The 14,788-nt window shown below is 64.1% G+C and carries 11 protein-coding genes; 1 reads left to right on the forward strand and 10 read right to left on the reverse strand.

Annotated features, from left to right (window positions below):
• Complete coding sequence (locus tag ABIE35_RS02255) at window positions 1-627, forward strand: hypothetical protein (protein ID WP_354512244.1); 627 nt, start codon at window positions 1-3, stop codon at window positions 625-627.
• Here ABIE35_RS02255 and ABIE35_RS02260 read toward each other — a convergent pair.
• From ABIE35_RS02260 to ABIE35_RS02305, 10 genes are all read right to left on the reverse strand, one after another.
• Window positions 608-2,083 carry a dynamin family protein gene (locus ABIE35_RS02260; protein ID WP_502921348.1) on the reverse strand — a complete coding sequence of 492 codons (1,476 nt, stop codon included), beginning with the start codon at window positions 2,081-2,083 and terminating at the stop codon, window positions 608-610. The genes ABIE35_RS02255 and ABIE35_RS02260 overlap by 20 nt on opposite strands.
• Window positions 2,080-3,966 (reverse strand): dynamin family protein, encoded by a 1,887-nt coding sequence (locus ABIE35_RS02265; protein WP_354512246.1) that lies wholly within the window; start codon window positions 3,964-3,966, stop codon window positions 2,080-2,082. Before ABIE35_RS02265 ends, ABIE35_RS02260 begins: the two co-directional genes overlap by 4 nt.
• Window positions 3,967-4,108: 142 nt before the next feature.
• Entirely contained in the window at window positions 4,109-5,344 is a 1,236-nt protein-coding gene (locus tag ABIE35_RS02270; protein WP_354512247.1) for an IniB N-terminal domain-containing protein, read from the reverse strand.
• A gap of 175 nt (window positions 5,345-5,519) precedes the next feature.
• On the reverse strand, window positions 5,520-7,589 hold the full coding sequence (locus tag ABIE35_RS02275; protein ID WP_354512248.1) for a LuxR C-terminal-related transcriptional regulator: 2,070 nt from the start codon (window positions 7,587-7,589) through the stop codon (window positions 5,520-5,522).
• A 3-nt stretch (window positions 7,590-7,592) separates the two neighbouring features.
• Entirely contained in the window at window positions 7,593-9,593 is a 2,001-nt protein-coding gene (locus ABIE35_RS02280) for an Hsp70 family protein (protein ID WP_354512249.1), read from the reverse strand.
• 204 nt (window positions 9,594-9,797) lie between these two features.
• Entirely contained in the window at window positions 9,798-10,865 is a 1,068-nt protein-coding gene (gene ccsB, locus ABIE35_RS02285; RefSeq protein WP_354512250.1) for a c-type cytochrome biogenesis protein CcsB, read from the reverse strand.
• On the reverse strand, window positions 10,865-12,574 hold the full coding sequence (gene resB / locus ABIE35_RS02290; protein WP_354512251.1) for a cytochrome c biogenesis protein ResB: 1,710 nt from the start codon (window positions 12,572-12,574) through the stop codon (window positions 10,865-10,867). The genes ccsB and resB overlap by 1 nt, the downstream gene beginning before the upstream one ends.
• The gene (locus ABIE35_RS02295) at window positions 12,574-13,329 is read right to left on the reverse strand and encodes a cytochrome c biogenesis CcdA family protein (RefSeq protein ID WP_014922639.1); all 756 of its coding nucleotides are present in this window, start codon (window positions 13,327-13,329) and stop codon (window positions 12,574-12,576) included. Before ABIE35_RS02295 ends, resB begins: the two co-directional genes overlap by 1 nt.
• 5 nt (window positions 13,330-13,334) lie before the next feature.
• Entirely contained in the window at window positions 13,335-13,940 is a 606-nt protein-coding gene (locus ABIE35_RS02300; RefSeq protein ID WP_354512252.1) for a TlpA family protein disulfide reductase, read from the reverse strand.
• Between the two features lie 4 nt (window positions 13,941-13,944).
• A complete protein-coding gene (locus ABIE35_RS02305) occupies window positions 13,945-14,610 on the reverse strand; it encodes a histidine phosphatase family protein (protein ID WP_354512253.1) in 666 nt (221 codons plus the stop codon).
• Window positions 14,611-14,788 lie beyond the last annotated feature (178 nt).

Here is a 14,788-nt window from a genome sequence, read left to right on the forward strand (position 1 = left end):
ATGGCCCAGCAAGCTGATGGTTCACGGCAGTTACCTTCCACCACACCATCAGCCATCGGGCCAACAGCGCGTCCCGCACCACCACCCCGTCCAGGCATGTCCCTGTCAGTGCCGCCTCCCATTACCGCGGCCGTAGTGCCTCCAGGCACCGCACGGCTCTCCCGCTCCCTCTGGGTCGCCAGCTTTGTGGCGGGAATCGCCGTCGTCGTCTTTGGCTTCCTTGGCCGTGACGCCCACTTTGAACGCCTGAAAGGCGTCATAGGAGGCATGGTTCCCGACGGTGACGCCCAAGCTGTCGAGGGGTCCACCGCCGTCGTATTTCTGGGCAGTCTCGCCATGATTACGTTGGTGGTGGCCATGGAAGCGGTCCTGCTGGCGGTCCTTTTCAAACGCCGCGTCTGGGCACGGTGGACACTCGCGCCCCTGGTCCTCCTGCACGCGGTCGTCACAGTCATCACGGCCGACTTTGTGGTGGCTCCAGGCCCGGACGGCGTCTTGGCCACGGTGTTGTTGGCGTCCCAGTTCATCCTTGCCGCGGCAGGCCTGATCCTGCTGTTTTTCCCCTCGACCACCGCCTGGCTCCTGAGCGAAAAATTCAGCGAACGGCTCAGCGATGGGCCGGCATAGCCGCCAGCATTCCTTCGCAGCTTCGCATGACAACGCGGCACGCCTCCAACGCCGACGGCTCGGTCAAGGGATTTTCCGCGATCAGCCGCCAACGGTTCAAGCAGGCCCGGGCAGCCTCGCTGATCTGACCGGGGACCGTATCCGGGTCCACGCCCAACCTCAGCGAGGGAGTGCTGCCGCGACCACCCACCAGGCGTTCAGCTTCAGCTTCCAGCTCGTCGTCCAGTCCCACGCCACCCGTACGCAAAGCGGCAAGGAGTTTGAGCTCCCGGAACTCATGGGCGCCAGTCTGAAGCCGTTCCAGCGCCGATTCCAGCGACGCCGCCCGCTCCCGGGGAGCTCCGCGGACCAATGACTCCAAACCTACGACGACGGCACGCGCCTTGAGTGCGTCGGCACGGGTCTGGAAGAGATAGCTGATGGCGTCCTGCAAGGTTCCCAGCCCGCTGCGACGTGCGAGTTCATGGGCCAGTTCAGTGGGACCAGTGGTCCCGCCCCGGATCAGGGCAACACCCAACCGGATCCCGAACAGGCCAAACCTTTGCACCAGCGATGCCTTGGTGGCCGGGTGGAGGCCTTGCGGATCCTCGAAACGGGCAAAACGGTCTGCGGACAGCATCATTCGTTCCCGCTGGTTCCGGTCCATCTGCGCCAACATCACCATGGCCTCATAGTCCGCCTGGCGCATGGTCCGTGAACTCTGTGCCAGCAGTCCGGCCACGGGGACCACACCCAGGGCCAGGGGTTTGAGGTTCTGGTCCCGGCTGTATCTGTCGGCGATGACCGCTGCGGAAATCAGGGAGTCGATCCTTCCGGCGCCGATCTCATCGGCCCGGGACAGGACGGCCAAGGCATTGACGGTACCGGATCGTCCGGCGGCGGTGTCCTTGAAGGATTCGAGGAACCGGACATCGGAGGCGTGCAGGTGCCGCATGAGATAAATGACGGCGTCAGCTGCCGTGGGTTCGTCTTCCGGCATCAGGAAAGCCGCCGATCTCCCGGAAATGTCCTCGGACAACGAGGCTATGCCGGGAGTATCGATCAAGGTGAGGTTCTTCAGGCTGGCTGATGGCCAGTCCACCACCAGACGCTCCACATCCTGAGCCGGAATATCGCCCAAGGACAACACCAGGCGGCCGTCCCCGCGGGTCACGGGGCGGTTCTGAGGTCCGCCCCTGAACGGATACACCGTGATTTTCGGAGTGTGTCCGTACTGGTACCACGTGACCACGCGGGTGCATTCGCCGGCGTCAGTGGGCGCGATTTCCTCGCCAATGATCGCGTTGAGGAGTGTTGATTTCCCGGCCTTGACCATCCCGGCAACAGCGATGCGCAACGGCCCTTCCAGCCGTCTGTCCAACTCGTCCACCACCGCCAGCGCAGCGGCGTCATCGCGGAAGACTTCCCGTGCGTGCCGGAGCAGGTCCGTGGCTCCGGCAATCCCGGGTTCCATCAGCCGGCCGGGACGGTTGAGGTTTTGGGTTGGTTTTCCATGGACGGAGTTTCAAGCAATTGCTGTGCTTCCCTGGCCATGGTGTCCACTGCCTTGAGATGGCCCCGGATCTCCTTGATCCTCATGTCCCGTTCCACGGCGTAGGTTGCGGCAGCTTTTTGGGCAGCCGCCACGGATTCAGACAAGGAGCGATGGTGCTCCTCGGCGATCTCGGTGAAGTGGTCCCGTGTGGCCCGTTGGACCAGCCGCAGCCTGTCCCTCAGCTGTTTTCCGACTTGGAACACAACATCGTCCACGTGCTTCCTGACCAGAATCTTGGCTTCGGCCTGGCGCTGCTTGAGCCGGGCCGCTTTGTCCTCGCGGAAGGCTTTCCGTCCCAGCAGGAGGCCGGCACCGACGGAGAGCGGGTTGATGAGGGCCATCCCAAAGATGCCAGTCAGGAGGCCGAACATCAGGACGCCTCCATAGGATCCGCGCATCCCGATCAGCACCTTTTGCAGGGGTCCCAGACGCCCGTTGTCCATCTCCTGGATGTCAGCCACGGGGTCCAGCACGCCGCCCGTGTCGGCCACTTTCAGCGCCGGGAGGGCTACCTCGTCCTCGGAAAAGTGATCCGCAACCTGGGTGGCCAGCCACTGGGCCCGTTCGCTGGTCCAGACGAAGGTATCCGAGACCGCAGCAGCCGTGCTCTGTTCCAGCCACTGGGTGAACTGCTCCCAGGCGGGTCCGGGATCCCCCTGGTCAATGGCGGTTTCCGCGTCGCGTTGGATCCGGCGCAACCTGTCCTTCAGGTCGTACTCCATGTCCGCGATGAGGTCCCCGATGCCATCGTTGAGGGTGATCTGCCAGCGCGCCGACCGTTTGCGCAGCGAATCCGCGTCCTCCTTGGCCGCGTTGAGGCCGGCGATCATCTGCGGCGTGCCCTCGGGATTCTCCAGGGCACCAAGCTCCGATTGCAGGGCGAGCCTCAGGTTTTCGGCCACGGACAAGAGATCATGGCCAACGGATCGACGTTGAATTCTGGCGGCCTCCCCCACAATGTTGTTTCTCAAGTGGTGGATCAGCGCAGGAAACCCTGATTCGGCGTTCAATTCCGTGTCCTGCAGACGCGCCGCCTGGAGGCGAAGCTCCGAAGAGACAGGGAACAGGGGTATGTCCGGCCCCACCTCGGCAAGGTGTTTCCGGTCGAGGTCCTCGATTTGCCGCCAGCTCGGATAGAGGTCGGTCTTGGACAGCACGCACACCACGTTGGGGCTGATGCGCATGGCTTGGCGCAGGAACCGCATCTCCGGTTCGGTGTATTCCTGGGACGCATCGGAGACAAACACCATGGCATGCGCTGTCGGAAGGGCCGTCAGGGTGGTCAGTGCGTGCGTTGACCCCAGCCCACCCACCCCGGGCGAATCCACTACTGTCAGTCCGCCCGCCAGCAGTTTCCTTGGCAACACAACCTCCGCCGCCACGATGTTCTTCGTGTTGCCCGGATTGCCTTTCTCGGAGACGTAGTCCGCAAGGTGGTCCAACTGCACGGGCTGGCGTTCAAGCGTTCGTTCGTGGCCGTCGCTTTCGAGTTCCGCACGAGCGCCTTCCAGCGTGCCACCATCCGCAGCGGGAACCAGGACAACGGCCGACGCCGGGTCCCCCTGCCGTACCACCGTCGGCACAGTGGTGGCAATGTCGTCGTCAACAGGGCAGACGGGCGCATTTACCAAAGCATTGATCAGTTGGCTCTTGCCTTGCTTGAACTCACCCACCACGATCACGCGAACGCTGGGATCCTGGAGGCGGTTGCGCGTGTTTTCCAAGCGTCGTCGAAGGTCGTTCCGCTCCCCCACCAGCGCCATGCCCTGCTCCACCAATGTGGTCATCCGTACTGTTTCCGCCACGGTGTGTCCTTTGTTCTGCCTGTTCCGGTGCTGCTGTCCGGAGGGGCCACGAAGTGCCCGGCAGGAGTCCATCCGCCTGCCGGGCACTGCTGGGGGTGCTCTGCGCCGCAGCTCCCGCTACGCCGTGTGGACCTCTTTTCCGCTAGTCAATCTCAACGTCGTTCTTGGCGATGACGTTCGAATGGTCAATGTCGTTGTATTCGACGTCAACTTCGTTGTCCTCGATGTTGGTGTAGCTCGACTTATCAACCTCGAGCTCGTTGTCCTGGATCACCGTGGAATCGTAGTTGACCTGGACGTCCTCCACGTCGATTTCCTTGGAGTTGTCGATCTCCAACTCGTTGTCCTGGATCACCGTGGAGTCGTAGTTGACCTGGACGTCCTCCAGTTCCACGTTGGTGGAGTGATCGTTGGTGTATTCCAGCTCCACCTCGTTGTCCTTGATGATGGTGGAGTTCTCGATGTTCGTGTACTCCACGTCCACGTCGCCGACTTCCAACTCGTTCTCCGTGTTGTAGGAGTCCTTGTTGAACGAATCGGTGTTGTGGATGTTGGTGTGGGAGTTGTCAGTGTGGGAGGAGTTGTCCTCATTGAAGGAGTCCTCGATGTCCACGTCGACATCAACGTCGGTGTTGTAGGAGTCCTTGGTCACCGAGTTGTCCGAATTGTCGTTGAACGAATCCTTGACCTCGATGTCCGTGTTGCCCACCTCGACGTCGCCAGGGCCCGACTCATTGATGGTCAGCGAATTATCTGTTGAGTGGTCATCGGTGGAGGTGGTGTTGCCGGAGTCCTTCACGTCGTCGCCGGCGGCAATGGCACCGTCGCCCGAGGCGATGACAGCGTCCTGGTTGAAGAGCTGCGTGACATCGCCGTCAGCCCAGATGTTTTGGTTTACCGACTGATCGGTGATCGTATCGCGGTCATCGATAGTGGTGGTGTAGGAGTAGTTGTTCACCACGTGGACCAGTTGTTGAACGGCGTGGGCGTGGTCATCGTGGTCGTCTCCGCCACCCCAGCCACCGCCACCACCGTGGCCGTGATCGTCGTCGTCATCATGGCCACCCCAGCCACCGCCGCCACCGCCACCACCGTGGCCGTGATCGTCGTCGTCATCATGGCCACCCCAGCCACCGCCGCCGCCAGTGGAGGCATGGTTGCCGCCGGTGTTGTATTCGCGGTCGAACGACGAACGGGCGTTGATCGGTGCGTAGTCCAGGACCACCGGGCGAACAGCATCGACGTCGGCCGAGGAAACGTCACGGAGGCCGGCTGCGGCCAAGGCAGCCTCGGGGTCGCGGACAAAGTCCTCGGCTGCATCGGGATCGTTGAACAGGCTCATCAGGAACTGCACGAGCTGTTGTGCGAGTGTAGGCATTGGAATGCTCCCTCAAATTCTGTGGTGGGTGGTAAATGGCCCGGCGCCTTTGCCGGGCTCCCCTTCAACGTATGGCCGTGGTGAGGGACCGGGCATCGGGGGTGGTCCCCCTACCGCCTGCCCCAGCGTTAGGGGATAGCGGGGTTTTCCGTTAGGGGGTGGAGGGGGTTGCCGCTCACGGAGGCGGGTACCCCTCCCCCAAGGCAAGGCGCAGGCGGACCAGGAGGTCCGATCGGTTGTCGGCCCCCAAGCGCCTGCGCATGCGTGCCACGTGGTGTTCGGCAGTGCGTGGCGAGATGTAGATGGCTTCACCGATCTCCCGGTACGTCTTGCCTTCAAGAAGAAGCCGAGCCACTTCGCGTTCCCTGGCGCTCAGCCCGGACGGATCCCCCGCACCCGGGCTGGTGCCGTCCGGTGCAGGGGTACCCGCACCACCATGGTGCGGCTCCTCCAGCCGATCGTGGCCCGCCCCGGCCAAAGCGCCCTGGGGATGGATGTCCCTGGCGCAGGCCAGCAGGCGCACCAGGTCGCGCCGTTCCTCCGCGTGCGCGGCGGCATGGCCCGCCAGTCGCGCCCCTTCCCAAGGCATCCCGACGGCGGCCAACCCGCGGGCCGCCGCTTCGACGTCGGACGCTTCAAACCGGCCGGCCAACACCGAAACCCAGGCTTTGCCACCCACGGCAAGAACGGACGCCAGGTGGCTGTGTTCCGAAGCCCGAACCAGCGCGGCAGCGTGCGGCGCAAGCTCAGCGGGGCTTTCGCTCAGCAGCGCGGCCTGCACTGCCGCCCAGTGCAGCGGCACTGACCACAGTGGCGGGTTCCCCAACCTTTGTAAGAGCTCCCAGGCGCCGTCCAAATAGTGCGAGACCCGACGTGTCTCGCGCAGCCGTGCAGCAGAAACCATCAGCTCACCCCACGGCAGGAGACTGTAGAGATCCACAGCTACGTGCATCATGGCTTCCCGGGCCCGGTCCCACGCCAACACCAGAGCGTGCACGTCGCTGCCACGCCGTGCGAGCCCCACCTCCAGCGCTGACAGCAGCAGTTCGTCGCGGGGCGCCAAGGACCAATGGTTTGCCTTGACTGCCTCGTTGATGGCCAATCGGGCCTCATCAGAGTTGTCCTGCTGCATGGCAGTCCAGGCCTGCAGGAGGAACAACCGGGGTCGGGCAGCATCCCCGCCCTGGCCCGCGGCCAACGCCGCCCTGAGCACAGTGTCTGCTACCGCCGGTTCCCCACTGTGGAGTGCGCAGAGGGCCGCCAGGGCCCCCGGGGTCTCCGGCAAAGGAATCGCTGCGCCAGAGGCGTTCATCATGTCCGAGGCCCTGATGAGCTCCGGCAGGGCCAATTGAGGGTTGGGGCCAAGGGTCTGCCGCAGGCCCTCCTGGGTGAGCGTCAAAGCCACCGCCAGCAGCGTTGGCGAACCGGACGGCACGGCGGCAGCCATGATCTCTTCAGCCAGCACGGCATTTCCGGCGCCGATCATAGCCACTGCGGCCAGCGGGGCAGACCCCTGCAACCTGTCCGGCCCCAGCCAGCTGTACGTGTCAGCACTCCGGGACAACATTCCCCGCTGTGCCCACACGGCGGCGGCCACGTCCACCCCCAGGCGAAGGTGGGGAGGTTCGGGCAAGGCGAGCAGCCTGTCAACGATCCTGCCAGCTTCGTCCAGATCCCCGGTGGCGGCCAAGGCCTGGGCACGCTTCGCGGCAATGTGGAGCTCCTTGTTCCCGGCAAGAAGCGCTTCGGCATAGAGATCCACGGCCAGACGCGGATCCGAGTCCAGGACGCTGTTTGCCACCTCTTCGAGTTCCGCGGCAACGCGGGCATCCTGCATCCCACTTCTGGCGAGGTCGCGGGCCAGGTCTCCCAAGGGACGGCCTTCGTCCAGGACCTTGTCCACGAGCTCACGCTGCAGCGCACGGATGCGGGAGGCCGGGGTTCCATGCAGCAAGGCATGCTGGACCGTCCCCACTACGGACCCGTCGGCCAGCAGCAAGCCCGCATCCATGGCTGCAGTGATGATCGAGTCCAGGCCATCATGGCCTTCAAGGCCACGCGGCAGGGGTGAAGGCAGCGTGAACCCCACGGATAGGGCGAGGAGCAGCTCGCGGACCTTCGCGGAATCCCCGGAAAGCTCCGGAACAGGGTGTGGCGCTGCCTCGTGAAGGGCGGCAGGTTCCTTGAACGGGTGATCGTCCGGCCCGGGTGGAAGGTGCCCGGGCTTAGGGTCATGTCCCGTCATGGGCTACACCGCCGGAAGCATCGCTGGATCCGGAATGGTGCCCGTTTCCGAGGGCTCGGGTAAGGGATCAGCCGTGATAGGCGGGGGTACCGGTTCCGGCGTTGGCTCGGGTGACGGCGGTGGGGGGTCTTGCGTGAGCGTCGGTTCAGGCTGCGGCACTGTTGGCTCGGGCGACGGCGGTGGCGTGACAGGATCAGCCGGGGTCGTAGGTTCTATGACCGGTGGTGGCGTGGTGGGGGGCGGGGTAGGCCCACTGGCGGCGCCACCAGAAGGCACCGGTGTGGGTGTGCTGGGAGCCGGGGTGGTGCCCGGAGCAGCGGGGGTTCCCGTGCCCGGCGCCGCAGGAGTGGCGGTGGCGGTTCCACCGGATGAGGTGCCCGGGGAGGTGCCGGTGGCAGGTCCGGCGGCAGATCCTGCGCCGGGTCCCGCAGCGGCCCCCGATCCAGTTCCGGCATTCGTGGTTCCGGTCCGGGCCGGGCTCTTCCTCATCCCATCCCCTGACTTGGTAACCCCGGCCCTGGCGCTGGCTTCAAGTCCGCCCGTTGGCTTGCCGGCCGTCGGGGTTTCCCCGGTCTTCCCGCCACCAGCATCACTGCTTTGGCCCCCGGAAGCCTGAGGACCGCCGTCGCGCATGACATCAGCGGCCTGGTTGCCCAACACGGCAGCCAACAGTCCACTGCCTTCGGGACTCTGTGCCGCCGTCGCCGTAGCGATGGTCAATGCGGCCGCCGCTACAGCCGCAGCCGCTGCCAGCCGGACACGCGGTCGGGGAGCATGACGGCCGGGCTTTGTGGACGCTGCTGCGAGGACGCCCAGGGCCGGGGCCCGGCTGGCGGTATGCGGACGCTCCAGCGGAACACTTGCCACCACGGCGTCAGCCGCTGCCCTTCCAGCGGCCGCAACCGCCGCATCCACGGCGACTTCGCCCCTTGAGCGCAAACCAGCCACCGCCGCACCCAGGCAGATGGAGGACTTCGGGTCGGCGTCGACGGCGATGGGCCGGCCAAGTTCCACCGAAATCATCTGGGCCACGAGGGGAATGCGCGATGACCCACCGATGAGCAGCACGGCGCTCAGATCCTGAGAGTCCACAGTGACGCTCTGCAAGCTTCGTTCCAGTGCTTCCACGGTTTCCCGAAGGGGTTCCTCGATCAGCGCTTCGAATTCGGCGCGGACCAACCGCACAGACTGCTGTGTGCCCGGCAGCGAAACTGCCACACTGCATTCGCTGTCCAGGGACAGCGCTTCCTTGGCCTCACGGCACTCCCGCCGCAGCCTCGAAAGGGCTGCCAGGGTGCCCGGCGCCTCAGGATCCACGTCCCCTGATGCCTGGACGTGGTCCATCACGTGCCGCAGGACGGCGGCGTCGAAGTCCGCGCCTCCAAGGGTTTCAATACCGTCGGGACGTCCCAGCAGCTCAAAGTTCCCGGCTCCGGCTTTGCGCAGGATGGCGGTGTCGAACGTACCTCCGCCGAGGTCGTAAACAGCAATGATGCTGCCGTCTTCCACCCGTGTTTGGGAGGCGTAATGCAGGGCCGCAGCTTCCGGCTCACTGATCAGGGTGATGTCCTGAAGACCTGCCGTGTTGAGGGCTGCGAGGACCACCGAGGTCCGGTGCTGGCCCCAGGCGGCGGGGTGCGTCATGATGATCGACGACGGCGCCGTCCCCTCCCGCTCCCCGGCCCTGTCCACCACCCACCGGGCCATGGTGGCGTACACAGTCTCCGGGGCCAGCCACCCCTCGCCGACAGCGAGGGGAACGGAATCCCCGATCCGGCGTTTGAACTCACGCACCATACGGTGGGGATCGTCCAGGCCCCGGCGTTCGGCCGCTTCGCCTACCAGCACACGGCCGTCGTCGGCGTAGAACAACACCGAGGGCACGGCGCTGCCATGTAATCCCAACGGGAGGATTTCCGGTGTAGGGGTTGGACCCTGGTCAGGCTTAACCAGGGCTGCTGCGGTAAAACTCGTCCCGACGTCAATGGCGAGAACATAGTTCATAGCTACCTCAAAAGAACACGGCGCGTCGCTAGCGGGCTGCATCACAAGCGGGTTCTGAACAAGGTAGCACCTGCCTTGGACAGGCAAAAGGCTTGTTTAGTGCACCGTTTTGTTGTTTCTCGAGGGACGGGCCCAAGCCAGGGACAACGCCCCTGCTCAGGCCCGGACCGGGGCTCTGGTCCCTATGACGGCTGGGTAATTGGTTTAGAGCCCGGAGTAGGAATGCAGGCCGTTGAAGACCGTGTTCACCAGAGTGAAGTTGATGATGACGCAGGCGTAGCCAACAATAGACAACCAGGCTGCGCGTGTTCCGGTCCAGCCGCGGGTGGCCCGCGCGTGCAGGTAGCCGGCGTAGACAACCCAGATCACAAAGGTCCACACTTCCTTGGGGTCCCAGCCCCAGAAGCGGCCCCAGGCCTTTTCAGCCCAGATGGCGCCGAACATGAGGGTAAACGTCCAGCCGATGAAGGCGATGGCATTGATGCGGTAGGAGAGATTCTCAAGGCTCAGCGCGTTGGGGACCAGGCGCATGAAGCCCAGCTTGTCCGCACGGCCCGCAGCGAGGCTCTTCTGGCGGTACGACTGCAGCAACTGCAGCACGGACATGGCGAACGTCAGTGTGAACAACGCTGAGGAGAGCACTGCGATGGAGACGTGGATGATCAGCCAGTAGCTCTGCAGTGCCGGAACCAGGTGACCCACCGGGGTCCAGAAAGCAGCCGATGCGGCCACCAGCATGATGATGGCCAACCCGATCACGAACGTGCCCAGGAACCGCAGGTCTCGGCGGATGAGGACGATCAGGAAGACAGCTACCGCCACAAAGGCACCTGTAGTGAGGAACTCGTACATGTTGCCCCACGGCACACGCCCTGCACCGAACGCACGGGTGACAACGCCCGCGCCGTGGATGAGGACACCCAACACCGTCAGGGCCACGGCCACGCGGGCAGGGGCGCGGCGTTCGCCAGCGTACTTCATGTCGCCGGCGGCGGTGCCGCCCTCATAGGTGAGGCCCGACGTCGGACGCTCAGCGCGGCCTGCCGGCCCACCGGCGTCGGGGCCTCCCAAGCCTCCCGCGACGCGGCCTGCAGCAACCGTGACCTTCTCGCCCGCAGTGCTGGCCGCAGCCTTCAGGTCCACGGCGCGGAGCATCTTGCTGCTCTTGGCCAGGTCCCAGGCAAAGGCGATGAACGCCACGGTGTACGTGCCGGCGGCCAACAGCATGAACAGTTCGCTGTATTGACCCAGGGTTTCGTTGATGACGGGCATTACTGGTCCTTCGAGGTTGAGGAAGATCCTGCTGTTCCTGTAGCGGTGTCCTGCGTCTGTGGGATGTTCCATTCCCGGGCAAAGATCTCGCGTAGTGCTGCTGCTTCGCCGGCCAGGCGGTGATCTTCACCGCGGGCCAGCAAGCCGTATTCCACCATGGTGCGGCCGTCCGCGTGGGTTCCGGTGCGGACCCAGACGCGGCGGCGGTTGATGTATAGCGACATGACCAGGCCTGCGACTGCGAGGAAACCGAAGATCAACGCGTAGAGCTGGCCGGGGTTGTGGTGGATGTCCACGCCGATGTACTTCTTGACGCCATCGAAGGTAATGCTGCCTTTGCCTTCGGGCAGGTCCACGGTAGCCCCGGGAGTCAAGGTGATGCCGCCTGCGGCGAGGTCCCGGGCATTGAGCGGTTTCAAGTCCTTGACGTCCAGTTCGAACACGTTCTGGGGCACGCCCTTGTCCAGGCCGAGGTCTCCGTAGAAGGAATTCAGGCTCAGCTGGGGGTTGAAGAGTTCCGGCGAAGCGCTGAACGAGGTGCCGTCTTCGGTGACGAACGCCGTGGGAAGGAAGAAGCCCACAAAGCCAAGCTGTTCCGGCTTCGCGTCGGGGACCTTGATGACCACAGACGAGTAGTAGTTGTCGCCCTGGACCTTGGCCGTGACGGGACCCTGGAAGGAAACATTTCCCTCACCGTCGCGGACGGTGACCATGGGTGCGTAGCCGTTGCCGGTCAGGTAGAGGCTGGTACCACCGAGGGAAACGGGGTCATTGACCTTGAGGGTTTCCTTCTTGACCGGCGAATCCGGTCCTTCCTTGGTGGATACCTCGGCCGTGTAGTCGATCGGCTGGCCTGCTTTGCCTGGGGATTCACGGTCGAACTTGGCTTCGAACTTGTCCAGTTGGACGGAGTACGGCTGCAGCGCGCTGCTCTGGAAGTTGGTGCCGGGCGTGAATTGGTCGTAGCCCACCAGGGTGTTGACGAATGTGTCGCCCTCCACCAGGATCCGCTGGCCGCTGTACCCGTAGAGGCCGCCGATGGCCACTGACACCAGCACACCGATCAGCGAGGTGTGGAAGACCAGGTTGCCCACTTCTTTCAGGAAGCCGCGCTCGGCACCCAAGGACGGCAGGGCGCCGTCGACGTCCCTGACTTCCACGCGGTAGCCGCGCTTCTTCAGCAGCCCGGCGGCATCGTTGATGGCCTTCGACGCCGGGATCCCGGCGTCGGCGGGTACCGCCAAGGTACCGTACTCCGGCAGGCGCGAAAGGCGCTTGGGGGTGCGGGGCGGCTGGGACTTCATGGCCTTGTAATGGGCGATGGCGCGGGGGGTGACGCAGCCGATCAGCGAGATAAAGAGCAGGATATAAATGGCCGAGAACCAGGCCGAGGAGTAGACGTCGTAAAGCTGCAACGCGTCCAGGAGCTCGCCGTAGGACGGGTTGTCCTTGATGTACTGCGTGACCACCGAAGGGTTCGCCGGCCGCTGCGGGAACAGGGAGCCAGGCACTGCTCCAACGGCGAGGAGGAGCAGCAGGAACAACGCTGTGCGCATGCTGGTCAGCTGGGTCCAGGCCCACCGGAGCATGCCCTTGAACCCGAGGGCAGGAAGTGCGGCCTCGGACTTGGCCTGCTGGAGTTTCCCTTCCGCTGTGCGGGTGCTTTCAGCGGACGGTGACTTCTTTGTGGCTTTCACGGACTCGCTCATCAGATTGGCAACTTCACATCGTTTTGGAACCAGTACTGCAACTCGGTCACCCAGGTTCCCCACACGCCGGTGGCCATCAGGATGCCGAGCAAAATCAGGATGCCTCCGCCGATCCGCTGGATGGCCAGACGGTGCTTGCGGAAGAAGGACATGACGCCCATGCCCCGGCGGACGGCCAGCGCAATCAGGAGGAACGGGATGCCCAGTCCAAGGCTATAGACGAACGCCAGGAGCGCGCCCTTGGCTGCCGAGGAACCACCGGACAAGCTCAGCAACTGTACCGCGGAGTACGTCGGTCCAATGCAGGGCGCCCAGCCCAGGCCAAAGGTCAATCCCAGGAGCGGTGCGCCCCAGAGGCCGGCCGGCGGTTTGGCATGGATCTTCGCGTCGCGCTGCAACCAGCCGAAGCCGCCCATGAACACCACGCCCATGATGATCACCAGGATGCCCAGCAACTGCGTAATCCAGGCGTTCTGCGGGCCGGTCAGCAACGTGCCCAACTGCCCGAAGGCGCCGCCCAGGAGAACAAAAATTACCGAGAAGCCCAGGACGAACAGGCCGATTCCGGCCAGCATGCGGCCACGCCGCTGCTTTTGGAGGTCGACGCCGGTCAGTCCAGTGACGTAGCCAAGGTAACCGGGGACCAGTGGCAGCACGCATGGCGAAAGGAAGGAGACCAGCCCGGCCAGCAACGCCACCGGCACAGCCAGCAGCAGCGATCCGTTGAGGATCGTCTCGGCGAAGGGACTGTTCATGGGTGCTACTCGGCCACTGCGGAAGTAATGAGGGCTTTCAAAGTGCTCTTCTCAATCTCGCCGAGCACGCGGGAGGCAACCTTGCCATCCTTGTCCAGGACCAATGTTGTGGGCACTGCACCCGGCGGAACAATGCCGGACACGGACAGGAGCACAGCCCCGTCCTTGTCGTTGAAGCTCGGGTAGGTGATGTTGAAGGTTTTGTCGAAGGCCTCAGCGGTAGCTTGTTCGTCGCGCAGGTTGACGCCGAAGAACTGGACGCCCTGGTCCTTGAAGTCCTGGTGCAGGGCTTCAAGTTGGGGCGCCTCGATGCGGCAAGGTGCACAGGCAGCAAACCAGAAGTTCAAGACCGTGACTTTCCCCTGCAGGTCTTCCGGCTTGACCTGGTTGCCGTTGAAGAGGGTGCCCTTCAGCGCCACTGGGGCGGCACGGTCCGCCTTGGCGAATTCGGTCACCGAACCGTCACCGGCAACGTAGTTCTTGTTATCGCCGGCTTTGGCTTGCTTGGCGAGGGAGTCTTCCTGGGCGCACGCGGACAAACCCATGGTCAGTCCTGCGAGGAGGACGCCACCGGCAGTCAGCACACCGCGACGTGAGAGGTTGTTGTCCATGCTTCTATGCCCCCGGGGTGCTCGCCGCGCCCGGAAGCAGGACGGCAGCAGGTTCGGTGTACTCAACGCGCACGATCTTGCCGTTCCCGTCCAGCGTCAGGGACGTCAGGGAGGTGAGCGTGCATTCGCGCTTGCGGGGATCGTGCGCCAGGCGGCGTCCCTCTGCCGTCAAACGGGTTGACCAGATGGGGAGCTGATGGCTCACGAGGATGGCTTCGGCGCCGTCGCCACCCAGTTCAACCGCCTTGACCCGGGCGTCTTCAACTGCGGCCAGAACCCGGGCCGCTTGCTCCTTGTACGGCTCGCCCCAGGATGGCCGCAGCGGATTGCGGAAGTACAACCAGTGCTTGGGCTTCAGGAATTCACTCTTGGTGGGGTGGAGCCCCTCAAAGTGGTTCTCGGCCTCGATGATGCGGGGCTCGGTGGTGATCTCCAGGTTCAGGGCCTCTGCAGTGGGCATGGCCGTTTCCTGGGCACGGGTCAGCGGTGAGGCGACCAAGTGGACAATCTTGGCACCCTGGCCGGCACGTGCCACAAAGTGGTCCGCCAGCATACGGGCCATCTCCCGGCCACGCTCGGAGAGGTGGAATTCCGGCAGGCGGCCGTACAGGACGCCGTCGGGATTATGGACCTCGCCATGGCGAAGCAGGTGGACAGTTGCTTGGGGCATGTTTACCAGTTTCTCAAAGAAGCGGGGCGATCCGAAATCTTCTACCGCTAGTAGAACTCAAAGTTTTTCCGAAATGTTCCCCGGAGTTGGAATAAAAGATGCATATGCATGTTTATACTAGACACGAAGCTCGGTTGACGCTTCAAGCAATGAGTTCGACCGGGCAAGCACGCAGTAC

Origin of the sequence: Paenarthrobacter sp. 4246 (assembly GCF_040546855.1) — a bacterium.
Classification (GTDB): Bacteria; Actinomycetota; Actinomycetes; order Actinomycetales; family Micrococcaceae; genus Arthrobacter.